The organism is Mucilaginibacter sp. P1_D10, assembly GCF_056406215.1.
On sequence record NZ_JBFUAP010000004.1, the window covers coordinates 415,906 to 432,238 of the forward strand.

Here is a 16,333-nt window from a genome sequence, read left to right on the forward strand (position 1 = left end):
AGATGATAGTTCATGGTTCATAGGAAGAATGTTACTCCTATGAATTATGAACTTTAACTATTTGCAGCTACCATGAACCATGAACTAACATCTATGAACTACCATGAACCATAATCCATGAACTATCAACCAAAGATTATATGTTTAAAAATTACCTCAAAATTGCGTGGAGAAGCATTGTTAAGCACAAAGGCTTTTCGTTTTTAAATGCCGGCGGGCTGGCACTGGGCATAGCAAGCTGTTTGCTGCTGGTGCTTTATGTGGTTTACCACCTCAATTACGATAAGCAATTCAAGAATATAGAGAACATATACCTGGTGGAGAATAATCAACCCGGCGACGGCAAAACGTACACATTCGCCGCAACGCCCGGCCAGGCAGCGGCAGCTATAAAAGCTGAAATACCAGAGGTGCAGCGCTCTGTGCGGGTTATCAGTTACACCGCCGAGGGCTTGCTAAGCTATAAGGATAACAACTTTAAAAAGAAGGGCCTTTTTGCCGATAACGGTTTCTTCGATATTTTTTCCTACAAATTCATTGAGGGCAGCCCGGCAAGGGCGCTGGCAACACCCAATTCCATCGTGATTACACAATCACTTGCGATTACGCTGTTCGGCAAAGAAGACCCGATGAACAAAATAGTTAAGCGCAATAACCAGTTGCCTTTAACGGTTACCGGCGTTATAGAAGATGTACCCTCCAATGCTACCTTCCAGTTCGAATTCGTGATGCCCTGGGCGATGTTCGAAGATGCTAACCCCTGGGCCAAAACCTCCGGATGGGGCAGTAATTACGCACGCACGGTGGTGCAGCTGAAAAGCCCGGAAGGCCTGGCTCACGCAAATACCATCATGAAAGGGATGGTGGGCCGCCATAACGACGGCAATAAGAACGTACTGTTTTTATACCCCTTTGCCAAGCTGCATCTGTACTCAAAATTCGAGGACGGCAAAAACGTGGGAGGGATGATAAGCCAGATACACCTGTTCATCACGCTGGCAATCTGCATATTGCTCATCGCTTGCGTAAACTTCATGAACCTTTCTACCGCACGGTCAGAAGAGCGGGCGAAGGAAGTGGGCATCCGCAAAGCTATCGGCTCTGGCAGGGGCTCGCTTATCAGCCAGTTTATTACCGAATCGGTTATCCTGTCGATGCTATCCACTGTGGCTGCGGTAATTATCGTTATCCTCAGCCTGCCTTATTTCAACGATTTGCTGGGGATAAAATTAGTCCTCCCATACAAAGAAGGCTACGCCTGGCTGTTCATCATAGGCACCGGCGCGCTAAGCGGACTTATAGCAGGCAGTTACCCGGCCTTTTACCTATCCTCTTTCGAACCCATCAGGGTGCTCAAGGGCATGTTTAAAGGTGGTACATCGGCATTGCCGTTGCGTAAGATACTGGTGGTTTTGCAGTTTTCTTTAGCCGTATTTCTGATAACGGCCACCATCGTAATCTACAGGCAAATCAAGTATGTGCAGAGCAACTCGGTAGGCTTCGAGAAAAATAACATGGTGGAGATACCCATAGAAGGCGACCTGCAAAAGAACGCACAGGTTTTCATCAATGATTTAAAAAGCAGCGGCGCAGCAACCAACGCTACTATGTTTTCGCAAAGCATTACCGAATCGGGCAACAATACCTGGGGCATCAGATGGCCCGGCAAACGCGACGACCAGCAGATACTGTTCGATGTGTTTCAGGCCGGCGATGATTTTACCAAAACCGCAGGCGTTAAGCTCTTGCAGGGCCGCGAATTTTCTGAAGGCAATGCAGCTGATACCGCCGGTACTACCGTGATGATAAACGAAAGCGCCGCCAAACTAATCAATGCGAAAAACCCGGTAGGCGCGCAAATAAAATATGGCGACAGGCCCCTGACTGTAGTGGGGGTGTATAAAGATTTTGTTTGGGGCTCGCCATATGAGAAAACCCGGCCCATGATTACCCAATATGCGGGTAAATACGGTGTAGTGATAGATTTGCGGTTGAACCCCGCCCGCAGCATTACCGCTAATATCGATGCCATTACCAAATCGCTGAAGGCGGTGAACCCCTTCTTCCCGCCAACCATCAAATTCGTGGATAGCGATTTCGAGCTGAAATTCCAGAACGAAAAGCTGATGGCCACCCTGGCCAACCTTTTTGGCGGGCTTGCCATTGTTATTTCCTGCCTCGGCCTGTTCGGCCTTGCGGCTTATGCAGCCGAGCAAAGGGTAAAAGAAATAGGCGTGCGCAAGGTGCTGGGCGCTACGGTTCTCAATCTCACCACATTGCTTTCTAAAGACTTTTTGATACTGGTAGCCATAGCTATAGCCGTTGCAACACCGGTATCTATATGGGGGATGGGCAAGTGGCTACAGAATTACGAAACCCGCATTACCTTAAGCTGGTGGATGTTTGTTGCAGCTGCGCTGATAACCGTTATCATTGCCCTTGCAACCGTAAGCTACCAGGCGATAAAAGCGGCTTTAGCTAATCCCGTGAAGAGTTTAAGGAGTGAATAGGGATTAAAACAATAAATTTTGAAACCTGAGTTGATATTGTTTGACTCAGGTTTTTTTTCTTGCTATAGCACGGATTCTTAATATTTTAAGGGGGATTTTTTTGTGTGACGCAAACGAGCTATGCGAATTTTATCTTTTAAGATGCGGTACGAAATACGGTAATTGTATTTTTCAAAAGCCCCCCAACTCCCGTCATTATTTCTCTTAAATTTATCCAGCGCATATTTTTCAGGATGTTTAGGCAACTCAAGAGTTAAATCAACCAAAGTATTTAATACCAGTGTCGCATTTTGTGGCGAATCAAGAGAAATATAATCATAAGCTTTTATTAATTCAACTTCTGCACCTTAACTCCAAATTACTACCATTTACTTATTTTTGCCTTTAAGTCAGCGGCTGTTATAAACTCTCCACGTTCTATTTCAGCATCTCCACGTTCCAGGTCTTCATTGTATTCTTCAATAGTCTGGCGTTTTTCTTGTGTATCGAACCCAATATGCATTAACTTCAAAGAGTTAATGAGCCATTCTTTTTTGGTGGCATCCTTTATCTTGTCAAGATCTATCACAATTTCCATATCGTCCTATTTTATTACGAATTTACTTATAATCAACTAAACAAACAAAGAAGTAGAATTACTAACTATTCACCACACTCTATTTTACTATTCACCCAAAAAACTGTATCGTTTCCGAACAACTACTGTTACACAGGCGAACACTACACTATTGTAAAAGTCTTTATAGTGAATTGATAATCAGTTATTTATTTATTTGGTATCCTTTTTAGGATTTAGGCCTTAGATTTTAGAATTTATCCGCCTTATGATAAAGAATTATTTGACCATCGCCTGGAGAAGCCTTACCAAGAACAAGGTTTTCTCTTTCATCAATATATTCGGCCTGGCTGTTGGCCTGGCTTGCTGCATGCTCATCAGCGCCTATATTTACCAGGAAGTTACCTACGATACTTACCCCGCCAAAGCAAAAAGTATCTACCGCGTAGGCCTTCATTTAACCGAGAATGGCGGTGTTACCGATTTTGCGCTGGTAGACGAAGCCGTGGGGCAGGGCATCAAAAACAACGTGGCCGGCGTGCAGGCTTCTACCCGTATCAGAAGCAGGGGCTCGGTCTACGTAAAGTATGACGAAAAGCTTTTTAAGGAAGAGCACTTCAGCATTGCCGATTCCAATTTCCTGGCGATGTTTTCGCTGCCGCTGATACAGGGCGATGGCCACAATGCATTGACAGAGCCCAATAGCGTGGTTATCACCATCCAAACTGCCAAAAAATACTTTGGCAGCGAGCAAGCCATCGGCAAAACGCTCACTATGCAGGGCGAACGCGATTTAAAGGTGACCGGCGTTATAGATGCTATCCCCGCCAATTCGCATTTTCATTTCGATGCCTTTATCAGCAAGTCCACTTATCCCGCAAAACACGAAACCTGGAGCAATATCAGCTCATACACCTACCTCTTGCTGAACGATGGTGCCGACCCTAAAAAAATAGAAGCGCAGTTGCCCGCTTTAACCTTAAAATACGCCGCGCCCGAAATTCAGCATGATATGGGCATAAGCCTCGCCGAAGCGCAAAAATCGGTGAACACATTTCGCTTCTTTTTGATGCCGCTTACCGATATTCACTTGCATTCGGCTACCAAATTCGAGATAGAGCCAAACGGCGATATCCAGTACGTGTACATTTTCAGTGCGCTGGCGGCCTTCATATTACTGCTGGCCTGCATCAATTTCATGAACCTTTCAACCGCCAATTCGGTAAAGCGTGCCAAAGAGGTAGGTATCCGTAAAGTGATGGGTTCATTAAAAAGCTCACTTATATCGCAATTTCTTACCGAGTCGGTGGTTATTACTGCTCTGGCAATGGCCATAGGCCTGGTGCTGGTGTACTTCGCCCTGCCATATTTCAATAACCTGGCGGGCAAGCAATTCCAGATTGATTTGTTCCTCAGCAAAACATCTATCGCGGCAGAGGTATTGCTGGTACTGTTCGTAGGCGTGTTGGCGGGTATCTATCCGGCATTCTTCCTTTCATCATTCAAGGTATTGAGTGTGTTAAAAGGCAATACTTCTGCAGGGCCGGCTAAGCGCAATTTCTTGCGCAGCGGCTTAGTAGTGTTCCAGTTCTTCATCTCCACCTCGTTAATCATCGCTACTATGGTGGTGTACCGTCAACTGGGCTATATGCAGAACATTAAGCTCGGTTACGATAAAGAGCAGGTTTTGGTGATAAACGACGCTTACTCGCTTGGCAACAACATAGATGCCTTTAAGCAGCAACTCCTGCGCGACCCGCGGGTTACCCACGCCACCGTAACCGGCAGCGTGCCCGGTAGCAGCAATATGGATGGCACCCAGATATACGCGAAGGAATTTACCGATAAGCAAGAACATAAAGAGATACACACCAACATTTTCCATGTAGAAGATAGTTATCTCACTACCCTTGGTATAAAAATGGCTTTGGGCCGTAACTTCTCGTCAACAGAACCGGCAGATTCATCGGCAGTGGTGGTTAACGAGGCATTGGTACGCGATTTAGGCTGGGCCAATACCGACCCGATAGGCAAAACCATCGTACGATCTGGCCAGCGCGAGTTTAAGGTAGTAGGCGTGGTGAAAGATTTCCACTACAAATCGGCTAAGGAAAAAATCGGGCCGTTGATGTTTATCCCCGGTCGAAGCAATATGCTGATGGCGGTAAAAGTGCACTCGGCAGATGTTTCGGGCGTTTTAACGGATATTAAGAAACAATGGGGCGAGTTCCGTGCAACCGCGCCTTTCAGTTACTCCTTTTTAGATGAGCAATACGCCGCGCTATACAGTTCAGAGCAGCGCACGGGCCAGATATTCACCGCTTTTGCTCTTATTGCAGTTTTGATAGCCAGCCTTGGCTTGTTCGGCCTGGCAGCGTTCAGCATACGGCAAAGGGTAAAAGAAATCGGCATCCGCAAGGTCTTAGGCGCGTCATCGGGCACTATAACAGGCATGCTATCGGCAGAGTTTTTAAAGCTGGTGGGTATTGCCGTAGTGCTATCGGTACCGGTAACCTGGTACGCCATGCACAAATGGCTACAGGATTTTGCTTACCGCATTGATATATCGTGGTGGGTGTTTGCGCTGGCCGGCCTCATAGCCATACTTGTAGCCTTTGTAACGGTAAGTTTCCAGTCGGTAAAAGCCGCTTTGGCCAACCCGGTAAAAAGTTTAAAAAACGAGTAACCTGGGTTGTAAAAATGTAGTCATAAATAAAAGCCATTTATATCAATCGATAGGATAGGGGTAAATGGTTTGATGGTTGTAATGCTCATAAGATATAGATTCAAGACAACAAGAATCAAGAACAAAGAATCTGTGTAATCGGTGAATCAATTTTAAAATCGGTGAAATCAAAAAAATATGTTTAAAAACTACGTTAAAACGGCTTTCAGGAGCTTGATGAAAAATAAGGGCTTCACGGCCATCAACATATTGGGGCTTGCCCTGGGGCTTTGCGTGTGCATGCTTATTGTGTTTTATGTTATAGACGAATTGGGTTATGATACCTACAGTACTAAAGCCGAGCGGATATATCGTGTAAATAACGATATCAAATTCGGCGGGAAAACCAGCCAGTACGCGGTATCGCCGGCGCCGCTTGCGCAAACCGTAAAGAGCGATTTCCCCGAAGTGGAGCAAACTGTGCGCTTTAGGGGCCGTGGCGGGTTCAAGGTTAGAAAAGACGGGCAGAACATCCAGGAAGAGCGCATGATTTACGTGGACTCCACCGTATTTGATGTATTCACCCTGCCCATGATACAAGGCAACCCCAAAACAGCACTCACCGAATCTAAAAGCGTGGTAATAAACGAAACCACAGCGATGAAATATTTCAATAGCACAAACGTAGTGGGCAAAATGCTTACCTTTAATGATAGCATTTTGTACAAAGTTACCGGTGTTATCAAGGATATCCCTAAGCAATCGCATTTCAATTACGATTTCTTGCTGGCGATGAGCGGGCTGGACGAAAGCAAGGAAAACGCCTGGCTCAGCAATAATTTCAATACATATATCGTAATGAAACAGGGAGCCGATGCGCAGGCGCTTCAAGCTAAATTCCCTCCGTTTGTGGAAAAATACGTTGGCGGGCAATTACAAGCCGCCACCCACATGAGTTTTAGCGACTTTGAAAAGGATGGCAGCTACTTTAAACTTAGTTTGGTTGCGCTAAGGGATATCCATCTCCGCTCCAACGCGCAAGTTGAACTGGGCGCTAATGGCAATATCCAGTACGTGTATATTTTTTCGGCAGCGGCTATTTTTATATTGCTCATAGCATGCGTAAACTTCATGAACCTTTCTACCGCCCGCTCATCCAATCGCGCCCGCGAAGTTGGCGTACGTAAGGTGTTGGGTTCTGCGCGTAGTTCGCTTATTGCGCAATTCCTGTCAGAATCGATTTTGGTTACCTTTGCTGCCACTATTATAGCCCTTGCAGGGGCATGGCTGCTTTTGCCCGTATTCAACCAAATGGCCGATAAGCAACTGGCATTTACAAGCGCCACGTTTGTTTGGCTGTTACCCGCATTACTTGTTATCGTAGTGGTGATTGGCTGCCTGGCGGGCTCTTACCCAGCTTTCTTTTTATCGGCATTCCAACCGATAGACGTGTTAAAAGGTAAATTATCTTCCGGCTTTAAGGGCGGCATGCTGCGCAGCTTTTTGGTGGTGTTCCAGTTTGCCATTTCTATTTTGCTCATTATAGGCACGCTGGTAATTTACCACCAGCTTAAGTTTATCCAAAGTAAAGACCTTGGCTACGATCGCGAGCAGGTGCTCATCGTAAACAATACAGAAGTTTTAGATAAGCAGGCCAAAGTATTCAAACAGGAGATACAACGCCTGCCGGGTGTAAAAAACGCAACCTTAACGGGCTATATACCAACCGGCGGCTGGCGTAACAACACATCGATGTTCCAGAGCCCCACATTAGATACTAAGCATGCGGTATCTACCGGTGTTTGGGATGTTGATGAAGATTATATAAGCACCATGGGCATGAAGATAAAATACGGCCGCGATTTTTCTGCAGAGATGAAGACCGATTCATCGGCCGTGATACTTAATGAAGCAGCCGTTAAGATACTAGGCTACAAAGATGCCCTGAATAACGAGCTTTATATGCCCGTGGATAACATGGCGAAGAAACTAAAAAAACTGCATGTAATAGGCGTGGTAAAAGATTTCAACTTCAGTTCGTTGCGCGAAAACATATCGCCGCTTGCGTTTTTATACGGTCAAAACTCGGGTGCTTTAAGCGTGCGTTTAAACCCCGCCAACGCTACCGCTGTATTGGCACAAATAAAAGCAAAGTGGCAGTCTATATCACCAAATCAGCAATTTGGGTACTCTTTTATGGATGAAGATTTCGAAAACAGCTACCGTACCGAGCAACGCATCGGTAGCATATTCATCGCCTTTACCTCCATGGCTATCATCATCGCCTGTCTAGGCTTGTTTGGCCTGGCAGCGTATGCCGCCGAGCAGCGCACCAAGGAGATAGGCATCCGCAAGGTGCTGGGCGCCAGCGTAGGCATTATAGTGGGTATGTTATCAAAAGATTTTATAAAATTGGTATTGATTGCTATCCTTATCGCTACGCCGCTAGCCTGGTACTTTATGCAGCTGTGGCTTAACGGCTTTGCCTACCAGGATGGCGTAAAATGGTGGATCCTTGCAGCAGCAGCAGCGGGTGCCATTGCCATAGCATTTATAACCATCAGTTTCCAATCGATAAAAGCCGCACTGGCTAACCCGGTTACTAGCTTGAAGAATGAATAATTAGAGATTGGAGGTTAAAGATTAGAGGTTAGTTCTTGGTTGAACTAACCTTTTGTGTTTTAATGAGATCTTAAAACCTAACCTTTAATCTCCGTCCTCCGATCTCTAATCAGCAACTGTATCATAACCGTACAATAGCTGTTACGCATACGTACAGTGCATGGTTTGATTGTATTGTATAAATATCTGATAATAAGATATTTAATAGTTTGGTATTGGTTTTAAAGTAAACTTCTGGATTTAAGGCTTAAATTTTAGAATTTAGGCTTTAGATTTTAGAATTTATACCTTATGATTAACAATTACCTAAAAATTGCTTTTCGCAATCTGTTTAAAAATAAGCTGTATAGCTTTATCAATATCGGTGGTTTAGGCCTGGGTATGGCCGTAAGCTTTATGCTGCTGCTATATGTTTACAATGAATTTACGTTCGATAAATTTTACCCGAACGATGACCGCATCTACTCGGTTTTGCGCAACCAGCCTGCCGATGGCGAGATACAAACCAGCGGTTCTATATCATCGCCCGTTGCGGGCGCGATGCTGGCCGATTTACCCGAAATAGAACAAGCCGCCCGCACCAACTGGCACGACGATCACCTTTTTAAGTACGGGGAAAAATCGATCAATATACCAATGCTATCTGCAGATCCATCTATCCTGGATATCTTCAGCTATGAATTTGTGCGTGGGAATAAAAACACCGCATTTAAAGAACTTTCATCAATTGTGTTAACCGAAAAAGGCGCAAAAACCATTTTCGGGAACGAAGACCCGATGGGTAAGACGGTGAAAATAGATAATTCTCGCACCGTAACTGTTACCGGTGTTATCAAGGATCTACCGCCTAATTCTTCGCGGAAATTCCAGGCACTTGGTTCCTGGGCAATGCTGGAGGCTGATTTGCCCTGGATGAAAACCGGCACCAACTGGGGAAATTTTTCGTTGCGCACCTATGTGCTGGTAAAAAAAGGTGCTAACATGCAGCGGCTTAATGCAAAGTTGGCCGGCCTTATACGCAAACACAACCCCGAGGACAAAGAAAACAAGCTGATACTTTCCCGTTTTTCTGACGGGCACCTGTACGGCGAATTCAAAAACGGGGTAAGCGTTGGCGGGCAAATTGCCTACGTAAGGCTGTTCCTGGTGTTGGCCATAGGCATATTGCTTATCGCCTGCATCAATTTCATGAACCTGTCTACCGCCCGGTCGGAGAACCGGGCCCGCGAAGTTGGGGTGCGCAAGGTAGTAGGGGCAAGCCGCCTCTCGCTCGTTTGGCAGTTCATGGGCGAATCGCTGTTGATGTCCTTCATCTCCTTTGTGGTAGCGCTGCTGATTATGCACGTATCCATCGATTTCTTCAACGGAATGACGCATAAGAACCTTTCTATCCCTTACAACCTCAATTACTTCTGGATTGCAGGGCTCGGTGTAACGCTCATAACCGGCATTATTGCGGGCAGTTATCCGGCTTTGTTCCTGTCATCCTTCAGGCCGGTAAAGGTGCTCAAGGGCATCAATAATGCCGGCAAGGCCACACTTAGGCCACGGCAGGTGCTGGTTACCCTGCAGTTCGTGTTCGCCACGGGACTAATCTTATCTACCATACTTATCTACAAACAGCTCAACTATATCAAAAACCTACCTACAGGTTATAACAAGGATGGCCTGGTAGAGCTTTCGCTTGTGGGCAAAATATACGACCAGTTCGAGAGCTTCCGCAACGATGCTATTGCATCGGGCGCGGTTACCGAGGCATCCAGCACATCGAATACTATTACTCATGATGGCGGCTCATCCTGGGGCATCACATGGCCGGGTCAACTGCCGGGCGAGGAGAAACTTCCCATCAGCCAGATGGTTACTACGTATCATTTTACCAAAACGTTCGATTTAAAGGTATTGCAGGGACGCGATTTTGATATCGGCCGCCCTTCAGATACTACAGCCATTATGCTGAACGAATCGGCAGTGAAACTGATGCGCCTTAAAGAACCTGTAGGCACTATCGTCTTTTGGCAAGGAGCCAATCGCACAGTAGTAGGCGTGGTGAAAGATTTTATCTGGGGGAGGGCGTCCGAGCCTATCAAACCGGCCATTATCGGCTTTATGAAGGGTTGGGCAGGCACCGCTAGCCTAAGGCTCAATAAAAACATGTCGGTATCAGCAGCGTTAGCCAAACTGGAAACGGTTTACAAAAAATACAACGCCGAATACCCCTTCGATTACAAATTCGTTGATGAGCTGTACGACGAGAAATTCAGCAACGAGCAATTACTTGGCAAGCTTACCAACTCGTTTACGGTGCTGGCTATCGTAATATCCTGCCTTGGCCTGTTCGGGCTGGCATCTTTCTCTGCCGAGCAGCGCCGCAAAGAAATCGGCATCCGCAAGGTATTAGGCGCATCGGTCCGCAACCTGTGGTTTAATTTGTCAAAAGAATTCATCGTGTTGGTTACTATCGGCTTTGTGGCTGGCGCGGCCTTCAGCATGTATTTTATGGGGCAATGGCTGCAAAGCTATACCTACCGCACCGGTATGAGCATATGGGTTTTTGCGGCAACCATCTTCATCAGCCTTGCGGTGACATTAATAACCGTAAGCTGGCAAGCCATAAAGGCAGCGGTAACCAATCCGGTGAGGAATCTGAGGAGCGAATAACTGGTCATTGGGTCATTAGCCATTGAGTCATTGAAATAGTATGATTTACCTGGCTTAACAAATTTGGAATGACCCAATGACGCGAAGCAAAATGACACAATGACTAAAAAATTATGATAAAAAACTATTTCAAAATCGCATTAAGAGGGTTCCGCAGGCATAAGCTGTTTACCTTCATCAACATCGTTGGCTTGTCGATAGGTATCAGTGCAGCTCTGGTAATATACCTCATCGTGCATTTTGATTTTACCTTCGATAAGTTCCATAAGGACAGCGACCGGATATGCCGCGTTACCACCGATTATTCCTTTGCGGGAGAGGTTGGCCATAATGGCGGGGTAACCATGGCCCTTGCACCGGCCCTCGATGCTGAAGCCACCGGTATTGAGCAGGTAGCTCCGTTTTATATTTATCAGGAGGTGAACGTACAGGTGCCAAACGGCTCCAACTCAGACGGGAAATTCAAGAAACAGGGTGGTGTTATATTTGCCGATGAGCATTATTTCGATCTTTTCGATCATACATGGGTGGCGGGTAATAAAAAAAATGCCCTCAGAGAGCCTAATACGGTTGTGCTTACAACAAAACAAGCCAAAATATACTTCCCTAAGCTGGAGTATGCCGACATGCTGGGCAAGCAAGTTATTTACGACGATTCGCTGAAAACAACCGTTACGGGCATCATAGAACCGTTTACGCAGAACACCGATTTTAAAGCACACGATTACATTTCCTTTATCACCGGCACCACCGACCACTTCATAAAAGGCAATTTCGAAACGGCAGAATGGGGGAACACCAACTCGGCATCGCAGCTGTTTATCAAACTTTTGCCTACAGCATCGCCCGCAAAAATAGAAAAACAGCTGAACGCCATGCTGGCCAAGCATAACCCGCCCAAACCCGAAGATAAAGGCAACACGCAAGGTCTGCACTTGCAACCCATCAGCGATATCCACTTCGATCAGTTGTACGGAGGTTTAGACGGCGTACGCACCGCCAGCAAAACAACTTTATATGGCCTACTAGTTATCGCCGCCTTCCTGCTGATATTAGGTTGCATCAACTTTATAAACCTTACCACAGCACAGGCCTCGCAACGCGCCAAAGAGATAGGCATACGCAAAACCATGGGCAGCAGGCGCGGCCAGCTGATTATGCAGTTTTTAAGCGAAACATTTTTGATAACGATGTTCGCCGTCATCATCTCTGTTGCTATAGCACCGGTTATACTGAAACTCTTTGCAGATTTCATCCCCGAAGGGATAACCGTAAATGTACTAGCCCAACCAAATCTGGTGGTATTTTTAATATTGCTGACCTTATTGGTGAGCGGCCTGTCGGGTTTTTACCCGGCTCTGGTGTTATCGGGCTATAAACCGGTTACGGTGCTCAAGAACCAGTCGGCAACCAATAGCAGTAAATCGCGCAATGCCTGGCTGCGCAAATCATTAACGGTTACGCAGTTTGTTATAGCCCAGTTCTTTATTATGGCTACCCTATTGGTAAGCAAGCAGATATACTACGCTTTGCATAAAGACCTTGGCTTTAAAAAGGACGCTATCGTAAACATCAGCACGCCATTCAAACAAATAAATACCGATAAGCAGCAGGTGTTTATGAATAAGATCCGCGCAGTTTCGCAGATAGAATTGATGAGCATAGGAGGGGCGCCGCCATCATCGGGCAATACAAACTCTACCACAGTTACTTATAAGGATGGCAAAAAAGAAGTAAAAACCGACCTGCAACAGAAGTTTGCCGATGAGAACTACCTGAATGTTTATCGGATAAAATTGCTGGCGGGTCGTAACCTGCGCCCTGCGGACACAACGGGTGCGGGGAATATTGTCATTAATGATACTTATGCTAAAGTTTTAGGGTTCCGTAACCCTAATGACGCTATTGGCAAACAACTGAATTATAACGATAAGCAGAAAACAATTGTGGGCGTAACTGCAGATTTTTATCAGAAATCGCTTCATTCACCTATAAAACCACTTGCTATCCTGCAGCCCGGGAACAGAAAGTGGAATAACCGCACTTTCCATATTGCGCTTAAACCACAAACTGCGGGCGGTACCGAATGGAAAACCGCAATAGCGAGTTTCGAGAAAATATGGAAGGAAGTTTACCCCGAGGACGATTTTGAATACTCATTTTATGACGAGGATATTGCCAAATTTTATACCGCCGAGCAGCACACCTCGCAATTGCTCACCTGGGCAACCGGGCTATCCATTTTCATCAGTTGCCTGGGCTTGCTGGGGCTAGCCATTTATACCACCAGCCAGCGCACCAAAGAGATTGGCGTACGCAAAGTATTAGGCGCATCGGTAGCGCAGATTGTTACGCTGCTATCAACCGAGCTGATATGGCTCATTGTACTGGCATTTGTGCTGGTAACGCCATTGGCCTGGTACGCCATGCAGAAATGGATGGAGGATTTTGCCGACCGTACCGCCATTAGTTGGTGGATATTTGCCCTTAGCGGCGGCGGCATGCTGGTAGCGGCGTTGTTTACGTTGAGCTTCCAAACCGTAAAAGCGGCTATAGCAAACCCCGTTAGGAGTTTGAGGAGCGAATAAACTCGGATATGCAGATGTGCAAATTTCAGATGTGCAGATGATGGAAGGCTTAAATTAATCAGAAATAAATCGGTGTAATCTGAGCCAATCGGTGGAATCGCCAAAAAAACGTTAAAAACAAAAAACATAAACTATGCTTAGTGCCAACCTAAAATTAGCTTTCAGAAATCTTTTCAGAAACCGCTTGTACACCACTATAAATTTGATAGGCCTAGGCGTTGCAAGCGCATTTTGTATTTTGATTTTTTTGTATGTAAAAAACGAACGCTCATTTGATAATTTTCACAACGACGAAAATCGGTTATTTAGGGTAGAGGTATCTGACAATGATACGGCAGGGTTGGGCGGTAACAAGAATTTCTTTTCGTTTTTAATGCGCGATGCCGAGCAAATAAAACAGCTGGCAACTCCGCCCGTGTTGGCCGTAGATCTTAAAAAGAACTTCCCGGAAATTGAGCACGCTGTGCGCCTGTACGGCATAGGCGACCAGGTGATACACATAGGTAACCAAAACTTTAAAGAGAAAAGCGACCATCTTACTTATGCAGATGCCGATTTTTTTGAGGTGTTTAACTTCCCCTTGCTGCATGGCAACCCTCAAAGCGTTTTGCAGGGGCATAATAAAGTTGTGATCAGCCAAAAACTGGCCGAAAAATATTTTGGTAAGGATGATGCAGTTGGCCAGGTATTCGCCTTGCCCAATATGGATAGTACTTTATATACAGTTGCCGGTGTGGCCAAAAACTTCCCTGCAAATTCCAGCTTCCAGTTTGACATGGTTATCCCGCTGGAATCTGAACCGGAATACAAACAACGGCTTACAGAAGGGTTAAACTCATCAAGCATGCGGCTTGTTGTTAAATTGAAAGAGAATGTTGATGCTGACAAGTTCAAATCAAAATTAATTGCGTTTTCTAAGCAATACTACAGTGCCTTCAATAAATCTATACAAGCGCTTGATCCTAAAAGTCCGCTCGTGACTACAAGCTTACTTTTGAGGCCTTTTAACCAGGCACACTACAATCAGAGCCCCGGATGGGGGCACTATACAAATCTGAAGAACGTGTACCAGCTAAGTACGCTTGCTGTAATTATATTGCTGATAGCATGCTTAAATTATGTGTTATTGACGCTCACCAGCGCCCTTTCGCGCTCGCAGGATATCGGCATACGCAAAACAATTGGGGCTAACCGGAAGCAAATCATCCTAAAATACTACATCGAAACGCAACTGCTCGCTTTTATCGCAGCGTTGGTCGGCTTGTTAATAGCAGTTACGGCGCTACCCTTCTTTGGGCGGCTTACTGGTACCGACTTGTCAATCTCTTTTTTCTCTTTTGGCGATATCGGAATTATGCTATTCGTTTTCGCTCTTGTTTTGGGTCTGTTGGCGGGTATTTACCCGGCGTTGGCTATGTCGGGTTTAAAACCATTAAATATTATGCGCGGGTTTTCTGCCTATCGCATTAACCCGGTACTGTCTAAAAGCCTGGTCATACTACAATTTACCATTTGCATCATATTGGTTATCTCTGCCATGGCCGTTAATAAGCAAATGCGGTTTATAAACGAAACCAGTATGGGCTTTGATAAAGACCAGGTGCTGCTTTTACAAAACCCTTACGGCTGGAAGGATAAACAAAAAGCAGATGCCTTAAAAGGGCGAATTTACCACTTTGCCGAAACCGAAGCCGAAATTGAGGCGGCTACAGGCACATCGTTCGCTTTTGGGGCACACAACAGGAGTAACTTTTTTATTAATGGCGAAAAAACGATGGTGCAGCAACTTAATGCGGATTACAGCTATCTTGATTTTAACAAAATCCCCATTGTAGCCGGCAGAAATTTCTCCAGAGATATCACTACAGACAGTAGTAAATATATTGTTCCGGATCCGCAAAAAACACATCAGGGTTCCTCGGCACGTCATACCATTATCGTGAACGAAATGCTTTATAAAATGCTCGGCAAGCCCCCTTTAAACCAGATTAACGAGACGATGGGCGGCATAATAATAGGGGTTAGCAAAGATTACCATACCGATGACCTTACCAAAAAAATCGAACCTGCATATCATACCGTTAACGCCGGCCCTATTTATTTGTATTGGCTTAAGATAAAGGCGGGGCAAAGTATCCCTAAAACGATGGATAAGATAAAGGCAACATGGGATGAGGCTACCGGCAACCTGCCGTTTACTTATACATTTTTAGATGACGACGTGGCAAAAAGCTACGAAGCCTACCTTAACTGGATGTTCACCATTACAGCTTCTTGTGTAATTGCAATCATCATCGCCTGCCTGGGGCTGTTCGGGCTATCGGGCTTAAGTACCATCAACCGCACAAAGGAGATCGGGATCCGTAAGGTTTTGGGCGCATCGGTGGCCAACCTGTTTTTGTTGCTTAACAGGGGCACCTTTATACTGGCGCTGTGCTCGTTTGCTGTTGCCGCGCCCGTTGCTTATTACCTGGTGCACCAATGGCTTGATAATTTTGCTTACCGCATAAAACCCGATTGGCTGCTATTTGCATCGGCAGCCCTTATAGCAATACTCACGGCCGTTATCGCAGTAAGTTACCATACCGTGAAGGCTGCAATTGCTAACCCGGTGAAGAGTTTGAGGTCAGAATAAGCCCCACCCAACCCTCCCCGGAAGGGAGGACTTAAAAGTCTCCCCTTCCGGGGGAGATTTAGAGGGGGCTGTTAACGAATGTTAAATGCTTAGGTT

The 16,333-nt window shown here is 45.7% G+C and carries 7 protein-coding genes and 1 pseudogene; 6 read left to right on the forward strand and 2 right to left on the reverse strand.

The window, feature by feature from the left end:
* Positions 1-140: 140 nt before the first annotated feature.
* Positions 141-2,510: an ABC transporter permease gene (locus AC1DYT_RS08585; RefSeq protein WP_477469211.1), complete on the forward strand. Its 2,370-nt coding sequence runs from the start codon at positions 141-143 to the stop codon at positions 2,508-2,510.
* 77 nt (positions 2,511-2,587) lie between these two features.
* Here AC1DYT_RS08585 and AC1DYT_RS08590 read toward each other — a convergent pair.
* Positions 2,588-2,842, reverse strand: a pseudogene (locus tag AC1DYT_RS08590) (type II toxin-antitoxin system RelE/ParE family toxin); the annotation flags it as partial.
* Between the two features lie 29 nt (positions 2,843-2,871).
* Entirely contained in the window at positions 2,872-3,087 is a 216-nt protein-coding gene (locus AC1DYT_RS08595) for a hypothetical protein (protein WP_477469212.1), read from the reverse strand.
* 247 nt (positions 3,088-3,334) lie between these two features.
* Here AC1DYT_RS08595 and AC1DYT_RS08600 point away from each other — a divergent pair, with 247 nt between their 5' ends.
* The 5 genes from AC1DYT_RS08600 to AC1DYT_RS08620 all read left to right on the forward strand — a co-directional run bounded on the left by AC1DYT_RS08600 (position 3,335) and on the right by AC1DYT_RS08620 (position 16,237).
* The gene (locus AC1DYT_RS08600; RefSeq protein ID WP_477469213.1) at positions 3,335-5,752 is read left to right on the forward strand and encodes an ABC transporter permease; all 2,418 of its coding nucleotides are present in this window, start codon (positions 3,335-3,337) and stop codon (positions 5,750-5,752) included.
* A gap of 177 nt (positions 5,753-5,929) precedes the next feature.
* On the forward strand, positions 5,930-8,353 hold the full coding sequence (locus tag AC1DYT_RS08605; protein WP_477469214.1) for an ABC transporter permease: 2,424 nt from the start codon (positions 5,930-5,932) through the stop codon (positions 8,351-8,353).
* A gap of 291 nt (positions 8,354-8,644) precedes the next feature.
* On the forward strand, positions 8,645-11,014 hold the full coding sequence (locus AC1DYT_RS08610) for an ABC transporter permease (RefSeq protein WP_477469215.1): 2,370 nt from the start codon (positions 8,645-8,647) through the stop codon (positions 11,012-11,014).
* 113 nt (positions 11,015-11,127) lie between these two features.
* Entirely contained in the window at positions 11,128-13,602 is a 2,475-nt protein-coding gene (locus AC1DYT_RS08615; RefSeq protein ID WP_477469216.1) for an ABC transporter permease, read from the forward strand.
* 133 nt (positions 13,603-13,735) lie between these two features.
* A complete protein-coding gene (locus AC1DYT_RS08620; RefSeq protein WP_477469217.1) occupies positions 13,736-16,237 on the forward strand; it encodes an ABC transporter permease in 2,502 nt (833 codons plus the stop codon).
* Positions 16,238-16,333: the final 96 nt, after the last annotated feature.